General features: G+C 50.1%; 13 protein-coding genes and 1 pseudogene. 2 read left to right on the top strand and 12 right to left on the bottom strand.

Going from position 1 to position 14,638, the window contains the following annotated elements; translation table 11 throughout:
* Nucleotides 1–50: 50 nt before the first annotated feature.
* On the bottom strand, nt 51–632 hold the full coding sequence (locus ACFSKT_RS02705; protein ID WP_377720263.1) for a TetR/AcrR family transcriptional regulator: 582 nt from the start codon (nt 630–632) through the stop codon (nt 51–53).
* 202 nt (nt 633–834) lie between these two features.
* On the opposite strand from ACFSKT_RS02705, the gene ACFSKT_RS02700 reads away from it, so the two are divergent.
* A complete protein-coding gene (locus ACFSKT_RS02700) occupies nt 835–1,758 on the top strand; it encodes an NADP-dependent oxidoreductase (RefSeq protein WP_377720262.1) in 924 nt (307 codons plus the stop codon).
* A gap of 237 nt (nt 1,759–1,995) precedes the next feature.
* On the opposite strand, the gene ACFSKT_RS02695 is transcribed toward ACFSKT_RS02700, so the two are convergent.
* Nucleotides 1,996–2,325, bottom strand: a complete 330-nt coding sequence (locus ACFSKT_RS02695; protein ID WP_377720633.1) for a heme-degrading domain-containing protein — start codon at nt 2,323–2,325, stop codon at nt 1,996–1,998.
* 21 nt (nt 2,326–2,346) lie between these two features.
* Nucleotides 2,347–3,390, bottom strand: coding sequence for an oxidoreductase (locus ACFSKT_RS02690; RefSeq protein ID WP_377720261.1), 1,044 nt, complete (start codon nt 3,388–3,390; stop codon nt 2,347–2,349).
* Between the two features lie 240 nt (nt 3,391–3,630).
* Between ACFSKT_RS02690 and ACFSKT_RS02685 the strand changes: the two genes are divergently transcribed.
* Nucleotides 3,631–4,395: a DeoR/GlpR family DNA-binding transcription regulator gene (locus tag ACFSKT_RS02685; RefSeq protein WP_377720260.1), complete on the top strand. Its 765-nt coding sequence runs from the start codon at nt 3,631–3,633 to the stop codon at nt 4,393–4,395.
* Between the two features lie 252 nt (nt 4,396–4,647).
* Here ACFSKT_RS02685 and ACFSKT_RS02680 read toward each other — a convergent pair whose 3' ends face one another.
* The 9 genes and pseudogenes from ACFSKT_RS02680 to ACFSKT_RS02640 form a co-directional block, all read right to left on the bottom strand.
* Nucleotides 4,648–5,322 carry an SDR family NAD(P)-dependent oxidoreductase gene (locus ACFSKT_RS02680; protein ID WP_377720259.1) on the bottom strand — a complete coding sequence of 225 codons (675 nt, stop codon included), beginning with the start codon at nt 5,320–5,322 and terminating at the stop codon, nt 4,648–4,650.
* A 253-nt stretch (nt 5,323–5,575) separates the two neighbouring features.
* Entirely contained in the window at nt 5,576–6,025 is a 450-nt protein-coding gene (locus ACFSKT_RS02675; RefSeq protein ID WP_377720258.1) for a cell wall hydrolase, read from the bottom strand.
* Between the two features lie 145 nt (nt 6,026–6,170).
* Complete coding sequence (locus tag ACFSKT_RS02670; protein WP_377720257.1) at nt 6,171–6,680, bottom strand: DinB family protein; 510 nt, start codon at nt 6,678–6,680, stop codon at nt 6,171–6,173.
* A 259-nt stretch (nt 6,681–6,939) separates the two neighbouring features.
* Entirely contained in the window at nt 6,940–7,422 is a 483-nt protein-coding gene (locus ACFSKT_RS02665) for a hypothetical protein (RefSeq protein ID WP_377720256.1), read from the bottom strand.
* Between the two features lie 167 nt (nt 7,423–7,589).
* A complete protein-coding gene (locus ACFSKT_RS02660; protein WP_377720255.1) occupies nt 7,590–9,380 on the bottom strand; it encodes a hypothetical protein in 1,791 nt (596 codons plus the stop codon).
* 1,351 nt (nt 9,381–10,731) lie between these two features.
* Nucleotides 10,732–12,018, bottom strand: a complete 1,287-nt coding sequence (locus ACFSKT_RS02655) for an IS110 family RNA-guided transposase (RefSeq protein ID WP_377776298.1) — start codon at nt 12,016–12,018, stop codon at nt 10,732–10,734.
* A gap of 462 nt (nt 12,019–12,480) precedes the next feature.
* The gene (locus tag ACFSKT_RS02650; protein ID WP_377720253.1) at nt 12,481–12,939 is read right to left on the bottom strand and encodes a hypothetical protein; all 459 of its coding nucleotides are present in this window, start codon (nt 12,937–12,939) and stop codon (nt 12,481–12,483) included.
* A gap of 95 nt (nt 12,940–13,034) precedes the next feature.
* Nucleotides 13,035–13,118: pseudogene (locus ACFSKT_RS02645) on the bottom strand (MarR family winged helix-turn-helix transcriptional regulator); the annotation flags it as partial.
* Nucleotides 13,119–13,296: 178 nt separating this feature from the next.
* Nucleotides 13,297–14,529, bottom strand: a complete 1,233-nt coding sequence (locus tag ACFSKT_RS02640; protein WP_377720252.1) for an NAD(P)/FAD-dependent oxidoreductase — start codon at nt 14,527–14,529, stop codon at nt 13,297–13,299.
* Nucleotides 14,530–14,638: the final 109 nt, after the last annotated feature.

Genomic DNA, 14,638 nt, shown 5'->3' with positions numbered 1-14,638 from the left:
CCCTTATTCGACTTTTGATGGTTGACGGTCATGCATCCCGTTTATCGAATTCATGCAATGCGGCCCGCGCCTTCTGCCAGCACAGCCAATACGCGGTCGGTCATTTCGTCCACGCTTATATTCTCATTAGATTTGCTCCATTGCACCGCGGCACCGAAGATCGCCCAGCTCGTCATGAGCGCCATCGTATCTACGTGTACGGCCCAATCTGCCTGATCCGCCCGAAGCTGCTCGAACCAATGCTTTAGTAGAGCAGCCAGCTCGTCGCGAATCGACCGCTCGAACAGCGGATTGAACGTATCGACCGGGCTGCAACGACCATATAGCAGCCGGACGTGCTCCAGCACCGTTCGGACCAGCACGCGCAAATGATCTGGGTCCCAATCGGTATCCGGCGGCATCTCCCTGCCTAGCACAGTATGGAACTTGTCGCGAATGGAATGCTCCAGCAGCGCGAATTTGTCCGGGAAATGAGCGTAAAACGTTCCCCTGTGCACATCCGCCCGGTCGGTTATATTCTGGATGGTCATCGCGGTGAACCCTTTCTCCCGCATCAATTCCTCGAATGCTTGCTTCAGCAGCAGCTGCGACCGCTTCCGACGTCGATCTGTTTCATTTCGCTCGGTTTCCATGCTACCACCGCTCCTCGCTTGAACGTCTACGCTCCTCTGCCCCTTCCCCCGACAAAATCGGCGATGTGTCGGGTAACCGATGTTTGGGCTGTATTGTCCGTCGTTTCCTATGTCCGGGTTTAATACAATTGTAGGGAACGGGGCCCGTTTATACAACACATTGAAAGTGGGATAAGCGATTATGACGATGGAAGTTGCGAAGATGATGAAAGCGATCCGGTATTCGGCTTTCGGAGGGCCGGACGTATTGCGCTGCGAGGAAGTGCCCGTTCCAGCAGTGGGTAAAGAGGAGGTTCTCGTCCGCGTTCATGCTGTCGGCGTCAATCCGGGCGATTGGCAGATCCGTTCAGGCTTGGCCGGCGACCGGCTCGGACTTCCTTATATCCCTGGCTGGGACGTATCGGGAGTTGTTGCCAGCACAGGAACGGGGGTTACGGGCTTTCGCCCTGGCGATGCCGTCTATGGAATGACCGTCAATAGCGGGGGTTGCGCGGAATATGTCGCCGTGCCGGCCGGGCAATTGGCGTTCAAGCCCGAATCGGCTGATTTCATTGAGGCTGCGGCTTTACCTCAATCCGGTTTTACGGCCTGGCATGCGCTGTTCGTACAAGGGAAGTTAGCGGCGGGCCAGACGGTGTTAATCAACGGCGCCGCAGGAGGCGTCGGCCACCTGGCCGTCCAGCTGGCCCAATGGAAGGAGGCGCGTGTCATCGGAGCCGCTTCCGCGCGCAATGAGCCATATCTGCGGGAACTCGGCGTTAACGCATTCGTCGATTACACGGCCGCCCTTCTGCCGGAGTTCGAACAAAGCGCGGACCTTGTCCTTGATACGGCCGGAGGCGACAAGGGGGATTGGCTGTTGGATGTCCTGAAGCCAGGGGGACGCCTCGTACCGATTGCATGGGGGCATTACTCGCCCGAAAAGGCGGCGAAGGCGTCCGTTACTGTACATGAGGTGCAGTATCCACCGATCGCTGCCGCTTATTTGGAAAAGTTGGCCCGCCTGGTAGACGACGGACGATTGAACGTAACGATCGACTCGGTGTTCCCCTTTGAGGAAACGGCCAAGGCACATGAAAAAAGCGAGAGCCGACGGGCGCGCGGAAAAATCGTCATCCGTGTGTAACGGCGGAAGCCCAAATTACCCGTTGCAGTTCGGCGGATACGCTAGCTTATCAAGACGGCCGCGGAGGTTTTTTCGTGGTGAGCACTAGTAGAAAGAAATGAAACGGGAGCTGCCCATGCAACTCCCGTTCTTATCGTGAGCCCACAACCGAGATGACGGTCGAGTGTGAACCTAGGAGACGCCTTACTAAGCGGCCTCTCGTGCTGCGGACATTCCCGCTTTATCGGTGTGTATCCATTACAGCTCCATATTCAAAAACCGCCGAAGCATGCTGACCACGAACGCATGATCTTCCCTTTGCGGCAAGCCGGAGACGGTAACCGTGCCTACGACGCCGGTGTTGCGGACAATAATCGGAAATGCGCCGCCGTGGGTGGCGTACTGTGCCGGATCTAGACCGGATTTTTGCAGAATATCGGTATTGTGCAGCTTGTAATACGTTCCCATATACACTGAACTGTGTAGAAAATGACGTACAACGCGGTTCTTACGCTGGACCCACTCCTCATTGTCCTTCGAGGTGCCAGGCAAAGCATGGTGAAAAAGGCGCTGCTCGCCCTTGCTTATGTCATTCTCTAGCAGCGACCATTACGCGAAGGGAACCGTTCTTTTCTCCGCATTACTTTGCATGGCCAGCTCAATGACTTTGATCGTATTCAGGGCATCCTCAGCCTGAACCGGTACAGGCGCATGATCCGTGATGGCAGCAAGCATGCCCTGATAGAACCGCTCATAGCCGCCCTGCAGCGTCTTCACCTTCTCCGTTTGCATCGTCCCATCGGAAGCTAGCGTCAGCTCACCATACCATTCCTCTCTGTCCGCACCCCAGCCTGGCTGACCCGGCAAGCCGCCTTGACGAAGCATATCCTCCTGCGAATCCAGTCCGTATTTGATAAAGCTGCCTTGGCTGCCATGCACTTGAAACCTCGGACCGTGCTGGGTAACGAGCGAGCCGCTATGTAGAATAACCCGCATCTTGTCGTAATGGAGCACGAGATGAACATAATCGTCGACCTTGGAGCCTGCCCGCTGCGGGAACACATCGGCATATACACGGATCGGCTTGCCGAACAGATGCAGCGCTTGGTCAATCAAGTGCGCGCCCAAATCATACAGCATGCCGGAGCCCGGACCTTCCTGCTCCCTCCATCTGTCCATTATTTGCGGACGGTAGCGGTCAAAATGCGCCTCATAGTGAGCAATCTCCCCCATAACACCGGATTCTATCGTTTGCTTCAACGTCAGAAAGTCATTGTCCCACCGCCGATTTTGATAGACACTGAGCAGCTTTTTGTGCCGGCTTGCCGTCTCGATCAGATCGCGCGCCTCCTCCGAATGGATAACGAAGGGCTTCTCGACCACAACATGTTTGCCTGCCTGCAGCGCCTGCTTCGCATATGGATAGTGCGTTTGATTCGGCGACGTGATCACGACAAGATCAATGGCCTCATCCAGCAGCAGTTCGTCGATCGTACCGACCACCTCCGTGTGAGGCAGCTGCTGTTTGACCTTTTGCGGATTACCGGAGACTACCTTCACGATCTCCATTCCATCTACAGCTTGAATAATTGGCGCGTGAAAAACCTGTCCCGATAATCCGAAACCGACGATCCCCACTTTAACCTTGTTCATAACGTTCTCTCCTTCTCCTATTTATCTCGCGCGTTTGCATCCCCAGTATAAGTGGTGGTTTGCAACTTTTCAATACAAATATAATTATTACACTTATTAATTCAAGTGAATGGCTTAGTTAAATGCATATATTCATGTAAAATCATAAGTATAAACCGCGTATTTTTCGGATTACACTTGAATTCAAATCTGTCGAATGCATATAATGAGGAATACGATGCGGATAAGGTGGGCAAGAGCATGAATCAAGAGGAACGGATCAAGTCGATCGTGGACTATTTGAAAATAAATCAAAAAATAAGCATGGAAGAGATTTGCGCATTATACGAGGTTTCTTATGATACAGCCAGGCGCGACATGGTCAAAATGGAAACGGACGGCCTCATCGTCCGCGTGCGTGGCGGCGCGATCCTGCCTTCCATGACGAAGCACATCAGCAGCTATAAGGAACGGCTGACGGATTCCGGAAGCAAGCGTTCCATTGCAGTCGCAGCAGCGTCACTCATCCAAGACGGCGATTATTTGATGCTGGATACCGGAACGACCACGCAATATATAGCGGAGTTCATGTCCACGACGGATAATGTCGTCGTCACGAATTCCATCGACATCGCAGCCGTACTCTGTGACAAGCCGCAGACAACGACCCATCTGCTCGGCGGGGTCGTCAACACCTGGCACCGCTACGCCTCTGGCCCTCGTACGATTGAGATGCTCAGTGAAATCAGGGTGGATAAGCTGTTCCTGGGCACATGCGGCATTACTGCCGAAGGCTTATTCGCCCCTACTGTGGAGGAAGCCTACTTGAAGCGGGAGATGATCAAACGTGCGAATCAAGTCATTCTGCTAGCAGATTCGTCCAAATTCGAGAAAAATCTCTTCCACCGCGTTTGTCCATTCGATGCGATCGACATGCTTATCACCGATGCCGAACCGAAGGCGCCATTTGTTAAAATTTTTAACGAATTTGAGATTCAAGTGGTCGTTGCGCCAACTTCTCTTTGACACCTATCATCTGAACAATAAACAGGGAACCTGCTGTTAAGGCGGGTTCCCCTCTCTCACATATAGCTCGAATATTTAAGCAGCTCTGCTCGTTTGCTGACCTCCCCACAGATCCCCCCAAAACCCGCCCTAGCGATAAAGAGTCGACTTCGCAGCGAGTGCCTCCTTAACCCCTAATCCGGTTGTTCGTCTGTATTCAATGACGAATATCGGCCGATCGATAGGCCAGGCTGCCGTTGCGACATGATCGAGCTAGCGTTCCTCGTTAGTTTCCGTAAACAAATACTCCCGCTGGGTCTTTTTGTTAAATAATTCCCAGTACACATCGGCTATTCGATCTGGATCGTAATATGTCCCTTTTTTGACGTGATCAGCGATTAGAACCTGGCCTACATAAATTCCATAAGGGGACAATGTCTCCGCTAATGAAAGTGCAAGCGAGCGAATCGCTGCTTTGCCGATGGATAAAGAGGTATAGAGTGGATTCGGAATCAGCGCAATACCCCCCCCTGTGAAAAAAAGCGTCCCCTGTTTACGTTCGACCATATCCGGAATGACTTGTTGAGCGCTGGTCAATGCACCAACGGTATTTACCTTAAAATCTTCAATGAGCTGCTGTTCAGTTAACGAGAGGGGATCACCTGGCACAATATTTGCCGCATTATATACCAAAACATCGGTGGCTCCAAATGAACCTCTTATCTGAGTAAAGGCGGTTTTTAATGAATCAGGATCGGATGCATCTGCAGTAATTCCGTACGATTCAATTTGTAACTGTCGAAGAGATTCCAAGTTGCGTTGTAGTGAGGATTCGGTTCTTGCAATAAGAATCACTCGGAAATTATTGCTTCCGAATTTCTTGGCAATTCCGGCGCTTACTCCCGGTCCAGAACCGACGATGACTAACAGAGGTTTATGGCTTATCATTACCACGCCTTCTTTCTGCTTGTATTTTCACTGCATAAATATGGTACATCTATATTTCTAATAATATCGAAATAAACAGATTCGTCAACCACTTCAACTCAATATGCAATGGTGCTTTTTTTCGATATCCTGCCCTGTTCGCGCAACGTCAGAAGGAGCAGCTGCGCGGCGGCAAACTGCTCCTGTACGGCTCTGAACTAACGTTCTGAGATAGGTATTGAGTGCCTTATGGCATTCGCCCTTATAAAGTTTTTTATCGGTAAATTTCCGCGCATTCCGCGCTTGTTGGTTGGTAAAAACAATGATTTTTCCAAGTACCCGCGAGCGGTTGACCGTACCACATTGCGGGGCAAGCTTGCGTTGTTGGCCCCCACGGATTGAAATACCACAGCGAGTATTTTGAAGGCCATTCTCGCCAGCCTTTTATGGTCTGTTCAGCTAACCGCCGCTCTCGTTCCCGAGACTTCAGATAAAAATCGGGTTCTAATATGGCGTCGAACATGGCATCGCCATCCATATAATGATAAATAACATCATTAATATTGTTGACGTTCTTGAAGTCCGAACACCTGACTACGGCCCGATTGATCACGACAGCGCCAACCGTTAACATCCCCTTTTCGCCTTCCGCCTGTGCCTCGCCCCTCATCAGCCGCGCCAACAAATCAACGTCAGACGATGTATACTTAACCCTTGCACCCATGGCAAAACCCCCTTTAACTGGTTAACACACTATATTCACTTTTTGGCAAAATGATCGTTGGCGTTCGGGTCACATGTGTGCCAGGGTGTCAAAACTAAAAAAAGCGGCCGATCGAAGGCCGGCCGCCGCTGTGTTTGTATACTATCTAACTCAAGTAACGATCTCGGATGACCCCCACGTGATGAAGCTCGTGTCCTGCAATGCCGTAAGCGAGGGCGCGTACCGTGATGCTTACGTTGTTTGCTGTACCCTTGCGGGACCACGCCTCCGTCGGCAACCCGCGCAGGAGTGTGATCGTCGATTGCCGTACGGCTCGGTAGTCTTCGGCCATTTGCGCGGTTGTCCAGCTTTCGAAAGGTGGAATAAACAATTCCTGGTCGAAAACGGACAGAGGCGTCTGATCCCCTCTTGCAAATCGGAGCAGGCGATAGGTCATAACGCGTTCACTGTCTGCGATGTGGCCCACGACTTCTTTCAGCGTCCATTTACCTTCCGAATACCGATAGGCGCTCTGGCTTTCGGTTAACGATGCCAGCAGCTCGGTCATTTGTTTTTCCTGGGCGAGCAGAATGTCGATAAGGTTACCTTCCGGCACCAACCGGATATACTCGCCGGCGTCCCCGGCGTATTCTTCTTTTGACGGTTTTTGGTTCATCTTTGGTCACCTTTCATAAGAAGATATAGGAAACTAAAATGCTCTTTCCACTGATCTACCGCAATTTTTTTGCGAAATTCGCAACTCTGGCATGTCTAATGAATTCGCGAAAGAATAAAACTTTCCTTCCAACAATTGTGAGTAAACAGCCACTTAGATGGTTAGCGGCCACGCTAAACTGCTTGTTAACTTAATGAAGCTACCGATCACAGCGGCAGCTTCATCTAGGTTGTTTATTGAGCTATAATTCCCAGATAGTTTAATCCTTTTCGGCAACTTCCAAAACAAAATTATAAAAAGCATCTCCATGAGATACATTGGGCTTTATCTCATCCATCCACCACACGCCGTATGAATAGTAATAGATTCCTTTTTGGATAGGTACTTGAAAAGTATCATCATTTACAGCTACTTCCGTTGTTTTTTGGTCTTCGGTCATTTGCTCGACAAAGGATTTATTCGGTAGGGGCTTATAATTCATTACAAACTTTATAACTGCTCCAGGAGGGACTATTATTGGTTTTTCGTTCTTTAAGAGTTCAACAGGACCAATTGAATCTGCACATGTACTTTGATTTTTTGATGACCAGCAATATGTGCCAAGTTTTGTTTCGTATACTTTATCGCCAATTTGTATTTCAGCTTTAGGCGGTTGGTTTCCTGTAAGTTCTTGGGTCGTTCCCTTTCCGCATCCAGTCAGCAAAACAAAACTGAATAATGTAATAAACAAAATCTTTTTCATACCTCTCCCCCCAAGTGGCATTATTTTACAAGTGCGATAACAGTCTTATGATTGTTGCAGTAAACGACCCAATAGCTCAACGACGAACGGCGGCCGATTGTAATGGCCGGCCGCCGCTGTGACATGATTGAACTATCGTTCTTACATTCAGTTGAATTGTATGTTTTCTAATTTATTTCGTTCTGCCCTGTATCCATACCTATATCGTATATTCGTTCCCTTCCCTCTTCGAAAACGGCAATTACGTCGTGATCGATCCACTTCAGTAGATGGCTCTGTCCCAGGAAGGTTACCTTTTTCTTCATCCTATCGATCAACCACGCCCCAGTATCGGTCGTCTCAACGGCGATCAACTTGCCCCTTCCCTCCGGCTGAGGCAGAATTCGGGTGACCTCAATCGCCTTGCCCGCGGCCTGCCGGAGTAGTGCCGCAGCATCGGCGGGCAATTCAGCGTCAGCAACCTTTATCGAGGATCCGTCCCGTATATCTAATAAGACTCTGCCCCTTACAAAGCTTTCATTTCCGTTTCCGATCCACGGCAGCGCGACCGTATGGTCGTCGGTCCAGGCCATCGGATAGACGAATAGAAAGCCGTCGCTGTGCCCTGCGTAAGCCGCCTTTTCCCATCTGGAAGCGACACTGCCGTCAGTCTTAAGCAATGTTAAGTCAGCGAATGAGCCAAGGTATTTATCGGACGAGCTCAGGATCGCAACACGCTTGCCTTCTGGCGAAATCGCGACTCCGTAGATTGGACGAGCGGAGACGTACAGTTTCGTCGCTGTCCCCTCCTCCAGATCGATCCGATATACTGTTCGATTTCCGTAAACGGCATAAGTCGATTTTCCCATCAAAACGTCACCAAACAATACATTCGTGCCATAGTTATTCCCGAAGGGCTCCTCATGATCTGGCCATTCGGTGATCCTGATCGTTCTCCGTTCCATCGTGTCTAACCGAATCAGCGTCGTGCTCCCATCTGCATGATACGCCATAATGGCGTATGTTTCCGCCGCATCCACGCGGATGGGCTGGAGAAGCAGCGCCGGACGGTCCAGGCTAAGCTCGCTCCCCACGTTCCCCTCAGCGCCGATCCACCGCAATCGGTGCGCCGAGAATGGACCGAACACGACCGCGGTGTTACGATTAGGCACCTCCTCGTCTGAGAACTTTTCGCCTGTCTCCGTCATCACGTCGTCCAACCGGAACCGTACGTTCATACCTGACTTCCAATCCGTTATACGGACGACAAACCTCCTAGGGTCGCTCCAATAGATGTGATACGCGGGGGATATTCCCACAGGATAACCGCTTGAAAATAATGTCGAGTCGATCGCGGCTGAGACAGATGATCGTTGGATATCTTTATTCGACATCACCAAAACACTGCCGCTGTTATCGAACGAACTGACGTATAAATATGGTTTACTCGAATCGTCTTCATCCGCCACTGAGGGGCCGCTAAGCAGCCGCTCTATCCATCGACTGGGCATCGACCAGGCGCGGTAATGCCCCGACGCATCCTCCGCGTAGACCTTCACGCTGGCATCAATCGAATCCGTGGCACGCATGTCGTCGACCTCGTAGCTGAAGCCCTTCGATGCGGCCATTCTTCCCGTTAAATGAATGATATACTTTGAGCCTGTGAAGTCGGATTCCAATGAAACAGACGTCTCTGCTGCTTCCCTAAGTCCGTCCAGTAAGTCACGAACTTTCTCGCCTTCTTCGATATGGTTGACGATCGATCCGCTCTTCTTATCTTCCACCACGACGGATGTGACGCCATCCGGAACCGGAAACGTGTTTGGGTCCTGTGCGGGCGAGATTTCGCCGTTAAACACGATTGCCGGTGATAATGGATTATTACTCGCCACTTCCAGCATACCCTCTCCATCCTTTGGTCCGTAACATCCGCTTGCCATCAACATAATCATGATAAAGAAGAACAAACGCTTTTTCATTCCGCTATACGCCACTCCTCGATTACTGAATTAGGGTCTGACCAAGTGTCACTAAATCTCATTTTCATCTTTATTTGACCGTTAAGCCGATAGCAATGAGTAAAATTAGAATTAAGATTGTGTTTCAAAAGGCGCTCCTCTTTAACCACTGAAAATATATGTGCAAAATTTGGTATTGTTATGCCCAGTTAACAATGGAAGTATCCTGCACGTTACTTCAATGGAACAGGGAGCAGTCCCGCGGCGGCCTGCTCCCTGTTCTGGTTGAACTATCGTTCCTCGTTAGCTTAATTACTGCTCACTAAACTTTTGATGAAAACAGCTTAAATCTCACTTTCTTTAAAAGAAATAATGGATGTCCAACCCTTCATCATAATACTTCTGTTCAATCTCCTTCTTGGAAATTCTTACATTTTGCATTTGACATGACATACAGGGTTGAGTATCTATTAGACATGTGTCAATGTAGATAGCACTCTGATCTGGGTTTAATGATAATGCATGCTCCGCCATTTCCTTGAGCATCTGAGCATCAAATATATTGGATTTTATTTGATAGGTAGCATCTTCAAGAAAAATCCAATTCTCGGCATTTGGACTATGCTCATATCCACACTCAGAACACTTCATGCATATCCCCCTTATTAAAAAGCTTTGCTGTAAATGATTTTTTTCTATCGTTCTCCTTTAGTTTAACGGCTATTTCCGCCTTCGAAGGTGAAATCACCCTTGTTTGTGGACACATTTTTCACATACTTCTTGAAAATGATTAATATTACTGAATTTGTTCGTACGTTTAATCCACTCTCGTAGTTCGGTCGCAGTATCGATAGGTCCTCCTCGCTCGGAATAAAAGTACTCCCAGCAGAGTCCCTCATCAATTACTTTCATGACAGCAGGACAATACCATTCATGTTCCATAATATCCTCCGCTCTGTCCACTAATGTCTTGTTAAGCTATCGTCTCCCGTCCCTCGGTTTTAAGGGTTTATCTCACATATACTCACTCATTCGCAGGATTTCATCACCTTAGATCAGATCAATCTTAGGATAGAGAACAGATGAACACGGTTGAGGTGGCGGGCTGGGCATGCGGAAAATAGAGGACTATCAGGAAGTATTCCCCAATTGGTTTCTACTGCACGCATACTCCACTAATCCCTTGGCGTTCACCCTCTTATGACTCAACGGGTCATTGCCCTTACAATCCTTCGTTATACTTGTCCAAGGTGTGGAGACCGATCGCGTTTAGCGGATGGGTCTTAGCCCTTATGGGAGACGAATTCGGTCCTCCGTGCTTTCTTTGTGAAATCCCGCGAACGAGTCAATATACGTGATGTACCTTCGTAAACTAAGCTGCTTCAGTCCAATTCAAAACAGTTTTCTCTGGCGTGAACTGTTCTCCTCGTTGAACAATACCAACTAGGATCCTTGCTAGTTTCCCTATTAACTTAAAGATAGACTGCTGCTTTTTCATCTTCTTTTCTTGTACATTTTGTTCATGCAGATGGCGGAAAACAGGGTTATTCCACACGAGTTGAACCGTTGCGAGGTAGAGATATTTTCGCAAGGCGGAGTCTCCTCGTTTAGAAAGAACAATCTGTCCTTTTCGCTTTCCGGACGTGCTTTGGGTTAAGTTAAGGCCAGCCTTCCGTAACACCTGACGTCCGTGCGCGTATTGTCTAAGATCCCCTGTACCAGCTAATATGGCTGCGGTAAAAATCTTCCCGAGTCCTTTTACGGTACGAAGTTGCTGTGCCGTCGGAATCTCTGAAAGCAGTGCCTCGATGTCTTTTTCGATCTGTTCAAGCATCGTGGTTACGCGCTCAAACTCTTCAATGAGCCGCTTTAAATCTGCTTTCGCTTCTTCAACAGCAGCTTGTTCTCCAACACTTCGTTTAGCATGTGCGATCAGCTGAGCGGCCTTCTCGATCCCCGTAGTGCCTCCGGCACGCTGCATATGGACTCGCCAAGCGCTAATGACATCCGATACGGTATACTCTTCAAGATCCTGTGGGCAAGGGAAGGTCTTGAGAGTCGCCAATGAACGCTTACAGGTCCAGTCTTTGAATACAGACGGATACTCCGGAAAACGGATGTCCAGCCAGCGTACGATACGGTTTTGGAGCCGTACACTATTCGCCACCCAAAATTCTCGGTCACTCATCATTGTCCGCAAACGCTGGAACACAAGTGACTGACGTGTGTACTCGTAGTAGAAGCCTCGGCTAACGGAATCTGCGATGGTAAGTGCATCTTTTGGGTCATTCTTTGACGGGCTATTGTCTCGATTTTCTTTATTCCTTTTCGTCGTAGCTGGATTAACCATGACCACGTGTACGTCTTTATCTGATAACCAGTTGGCCAAGTTAAACCAGTAATGCCCGGTTGGTTCCATGCCAATAATGAGCCTTTTCAATCGATGTTTCTGCTGTAATTCACTCATCCAGCGGCTCAGTTTTTCAAACCCTTCAATACTATTGGTAAATGAGAGATGGCGTTTCGAAACCACAACTCCGCGGAAATTCGTAGCCTGTGCAACATGCGTTTCTTTCGCCATGTCGATCCCTACGACGAGATGCGAGGTGGTAATTTGTTCGACCCGTTGATTTTGTGCATCTATTTGCTTAAACTTCATCGTAAGAGCGCCTCCTCTGATGTGTTGTCGACAAACCCATCATACCGAGGCGCTCCCTTTTTTACAAAGCTCATTTCTTAAGCTCTACAGGATTGTTTACTTCAATCCATGATGCAGAATTTGATACCTTACGGACTCATTACCAAATGTGAACCACAATAGGAGCAACCAAACTATAACCCCCGCAATTAAGCTAAGCCATGCAAAGAATCGATTTTCCTTCTTTATTATAGGGAAAAGTACGATTAACAACGCCCCAAATCCAAAGGTGATTACAACTGATAGCTGCCCTGCTAAGGTTTGAAAGATCATCATCAACTCCTCTACAACCAACCTAATACTGCCACATCTACCATTTGTTATTAAACTAACCTACCCATTAGTTCAACGACGAATGGCGGCCGATCCAAGGCCGGCCGCCATTGTGTCATGCTTGAACTCGTCTCCAGTTAGCTGAATCCGCTAATCGGGGTCTCCAATTGTGGTTTCAAATCCACCAAGAAAGTCGTTGAATCTCTCTTTATCCAGTGAATAGGCCTCCTGTAACGTCTGGTCGATAAAGACGTACCCATTGCCTGTTACCTCAAGCCTTCTTTCACTCCCATACATGGACTTAATCACAATTGAGTGGTTCCAATCAGAGGGGGCTTCTCCCGAAAAAGCAGGGGCACCCTCAAGAATGATCGATAATTCATCCAATTTGTCAGACTCCTTGATGTCAGCAACAACTTCATCCGAGCCGCCAAGGTAAATAGTCACTCTGACGACTTGCTCCCTTTGGAAATTATAAGGTTCCATTTGCTTAGAAGTATGTTCGGACTTATACGAGTCATTCACTTCACGGGAACTCGTATCGGCGCCATTGTCACATGCCGTCAAAATAAAAATAGTCAAGAACAATAAACCAAGAGCCCGGCTCATGATCAATCCCCCTTTTCATCATCCATAATAGACGCAAACCAGGGGCGTACTGTTGCAGACCCGTAGTTCTGCATTCTTCCAGGTTGAGAGTCGATCATAGTCCTACGATCCATTGCAGTTGATTCCGCTAAGGTCGCTGCGTTAGTTGGTCCGTAAGAATACAACCACCGAACGAAGTTGATGCATAAATTAGGTCATCTCCCCGAATAACGGAATCCATCGGCACACGATCGATGTTCTTGTCATTCGCTTTTGAACGTAAAAAAAAGCCGCAGCTTCGCGACTTTTAAGCCTATAAGTATTTGCCACCACACACTGTTTCTCGAAGTTAAACGCGTCCGCTGTACGGATCAGCGACTATTCCATTGGCTGAAGCAGACGGCCGATCGTCATGCCGAGCGCTTCCGGCTCGTTCGCGTAGTTGTAGATGCCGAGGAACGCCTGCGTCGCTTCCGGGTGCGAGCCGATCAGCCGGTTGACCATCTGCTGCTCCGGCGTTACCGGGACGTTCTTCGTGATCTCGCACGCCATGCCGAAGCGCGCCATCATCTTCGCCTCCAGCTCCTGACTGTAAGCGGCTGCCATATCGCCCCAGCTCGCAGGCCAGTCGGTGCTCGCGGCCAAAATGCGCGTCAGGACACGCGCGCCATACATCGCGTCGTGCATTCCCTGCCCGACCGCCGGGTCCTTGAACGAGAGCGCATCACCGACAAGCGCCCAGCCCGATCCCATGCCCTCGAACCAGTCATTGTCATAGCCGAGCAGTCCGCGGACCGGGCCGGCGAGCGCAGCGACCGGAAGACGTTCGGCAAGCGGCGTCCCGGCCAGCCCGCTCGCGACGAGCTCGCGGAACCCCTTCTCCGCATCCGCCTTGAAACGATCGACCCACGCGTGATCCGTCAGCGGGAACATCGCGCCGACGACGTGCTGGCCATCGCTCGTCGGGAAGACAATGGCGATACGGTCGCCCTTCTTATAGAATTCCACGCACGGCTCGCCCTCCTGCGCATAACCGGAGAAATACCCCACGTAGGAAGCGTAGTCGGTCGGCACCGCCTGCAGCCGCTTCGCGCCGGCGAGCGAACGGACGACCGAATGGCGCCCGTCCGCTCCGACGACAAGCCGTGCCGTATAGGACTCGGTGCCGCCATCACGGCGCACGCCCGTCACGCCGGTGACACGGCCATCCTCGCGCATCAGATCGGTCACCCGAAAACCTTGAATGGCCGTCACGCCCGCCTGCGCGGTGGCCGCCTCGAACAACGCATGGTCCAGATACGTCCGCTTGATGCAGAAGCACGCGTTTTCTCCATGAACCTCCGGGTATTGGCCGTCGATCACGGCATCGTCGAACTCGATATAAGCCCGCTTATATAGTGGGGTATTCGTCGCGAGCAGACGGTCCATAACGCCCATCTCCCGCAGCATCGCGACGGAATTACTGAAGAAATTGTGCGTCGAAAGCGTATCGCTCGGCAGCGTGCCCTTCTCCAGCAGCAGCACGTCGAACCCGGCCTTCCCGAGCTCATAAGCCAGCGTCGAGCCTGCTACCCGCGCGCCGACGATAATGACGTCAAATGTTGTCCGCATCCAAATGTTCCTCCCATGATGATCCTCTTTCCCTTGATTGTAGCCTCTGGATTGTCGTCCGAACAGTTACAGGGCGTCACTGAATCTGTCATGGAATTACAGTTCACCG

Source organism: Paenibacillus xanthanilyticus (genome assembly GCF_042682185.1).
Lineage (GTDB): Bacteria > Bacillota > Bacilli > Paenibacillales > Paenibacillaceae > Paenibacillus_Z > Paenibacillus_Z xanthanilyticus.
The sequence above is the reverse complement of the archived record's forward strand: the minus strand, read 5'-3'. Positions and strand labels throughout refer to the sequence as shown.